The sequence below is a fragment of the Candidatus Egerieousia sp. genome (assembly GCF_056211015.1).
In genome coordinates this window covers 1-2,331 of record NZ_JBAELF010000064.1, presented here as the reverse complement: position 1 = coordinate 2,331, position 2,331 = coordinate 1, and the positions used below count along the sequence as shown (strand labels likewise).

Annotated in this window: 2 protein-coding genes; both read right to left on the bottom strand. The window is 48.1% G+C overall.

Annotated elements, in window-relative coordinates; translation table 11 throughout:
• On the bottom strand, positions 1-2,043 hold a 2,043-nt coding region (locus AC06L3_RS04520), incomplete at its 3' end, for an ABC transporter permease (protein WP_475669431.1).
• Positions 2,044-2,060: 17 nt separating this feature from the next.
• Positions 2,061-2,331, bottom strand: a 271-nt coding sequence (locus tag AC06L3_RS04515) for an ABC transporter permease (protein ID WP_475669430.1), incomplete at its 5' end; no start/stop codon positions are given.

Here is a 2,331-nt window from a genome sequence, read left to right as displayed (position 1 = left end):
GATGATGGCAATCAGCGTGAACGCTGTAACCTGCTTGCTCAGCTTCTCCTCCAGATTGTACTTGCGTGCAAGCTCCTCGTCGAAAGGATGGAGAGCTATACTGTCAGGGTCGACTTCAGGACATAACTCCAATGCGGTATTCCTGATGAAAGTCATCACCTTGCGAATATCAGCACCTGCAGTCGTTCTTACATAAATATGAGTCAAGCCCTGCTGCCTCCATGAATGGTCCTTACCGAAGAGATAGAATGCGAACGGATCGCTGCCGTACTGAAGAGGACGGAAATGGAAGTTCTTGCAGAATCCCGCCAAAACAGCATTCTCCTCAGTATGACTCGGGACATTCGAGTCAAGTGAGAACTCATACGTGTCCCTTGCCTCCTCATTGAAGATAAGCACTCCCGTCTCCGAGAGCTCATCACTTTTTGTAAAGTTCCTGCCTTCAACCATCTCGATTCCCATGAAATCAAGAAAATTATAAGCTACCGGATATACATCAAAGTTTATGGTACGTCCATTATCCGGATATCCCCATCCCATCCTGGACTGGCTCACCATCTGGCCATTAGCCCATGTCAAATCAGCGATGTCAGGATTGCTTCGGAGTTTATCTTCAAACGCTTCGTTCTTGGGGTTCCACCAAGCCACATCGCCAGGAATTACGCCCGATATCAACTGCTCCTTGTCGAAGCCCATGTCGAAGGTCATCATGTATTTGTGCTGGAGCTTGACAAACGAAGCGCAGATGATTAGCACAAGCGAAATGACGAACTGAACTCCAATGAGAGTATTTCTCAGACTGCGACCGGCTCTTGACGAACCGAAAGAGCCCTTGAGCACCATTGCTGGCTGGAAAGAGGTAATGTAGAAAGCCGGATAGATACTGCTCACTGCGGCGCCGATTATTGCAACGGCAACCGTGAGGACAAGTATCCCTACGTTAGCTGTCATACCTATCGGCGCAGCAAGGATATCAGTCATCGAAGACTTATCCAGTGCCAGCACCATGGCAGCCGCCATAATGAGCGCAAGCACAACCATGCCCACTGACTCCAGAATGAAATTCAGGACAAGCGAAGCTCTCGATGTGCCGAACACCTTGTATGTGTTCACGCTCCTGACACGCGCAGGGACAAGGGCAAAGAAGAAGTTCACGAAATTGATCAAAGCAATCAGTATGATAAGGATTGCCACAACCAGGAGTGACACGTCAGTTGCCTTGTTCCCCGAACGGCATACAGGGTGCTTTGCATTGAGATCTTCACGGTAATACAATTCCTCGAATGGAATCAAGGTGATATTCAGCTGACTCGCCATATACCCCTCTATCTCATTAGCAGCCTGTTCAAAGGCCTCCTTACCGTCGGCACTACTCAACTTCACGAAATATGGGAAACCGTTTTTATCCCAATCGTCAAGGAATTGTTTGCCATAGCTATGAATCAGATCTATGCAACCTGGGGAACTGTTCTTAGGGAACTTATCCTTCCAGATAGCCGCAACATAGCAATGGAATGGCGCACCGGCAGGATTGAATGAGAGATAATCTCCAACCTTGAGATCATGATCACTTGCAAAGCGGCTCGAAATGGCAACTGCTCCTACGCGGGACATATCATCGAACGATCCAGATTCAGCCTCAAAGTCAAACACCTCGAATATACCTTGGGTTGCCCTCTGCTCCACTGCAGAGAACTTTCTGACATTGTCTCCCTCCTTGAGATAAAATATTGACTCATCCGTCCCTGAGGCAAAAGTAGATGTTCCGAAAGCTTCCACACAAGGAACTGACGTACAAATCTCCTCGGCCATAGGCCTTGTGAAGTACAGTTCAAGTTCACCGTCTTTACCAGGATTAGGACGTGTCATCAAGAAGATGCGTTCCCCGTCCTCTATACCCTTATTGTACGTGAATCCCCACTGCACCTGAGTCAGGATCACATAAAACGCCGCGAAGGCCACCGCCATGCCGAAAATGTTCAGCAGGCTGCTCGCCTTGTAATGGCGCAGGGTGTTCAAAAAGTTTTTCAACAGATACTTCATCGTATTATAATCCTTCTTTATTCTTTCTTCAACTCAATCGCAGGATTCGTCCTTGCCGCCTTCAGAGTCTGCCACAAAACAGCACCAAAGGCGATGGCCGCTGAAATGATTACAGACACTATGAACACCCATCCGTAGCCTTCTACACGATAAGCAAAACGCTCCAGATACACTCTAGAAGCCCAGACGGCCAGCGGAACACCAATCATACAGGCGATGCCTGTCAGAATCATATAAATCTTGACGTTCCTCCAGATCTCGCCATTGACATCAGCCCCAAAGACTTTG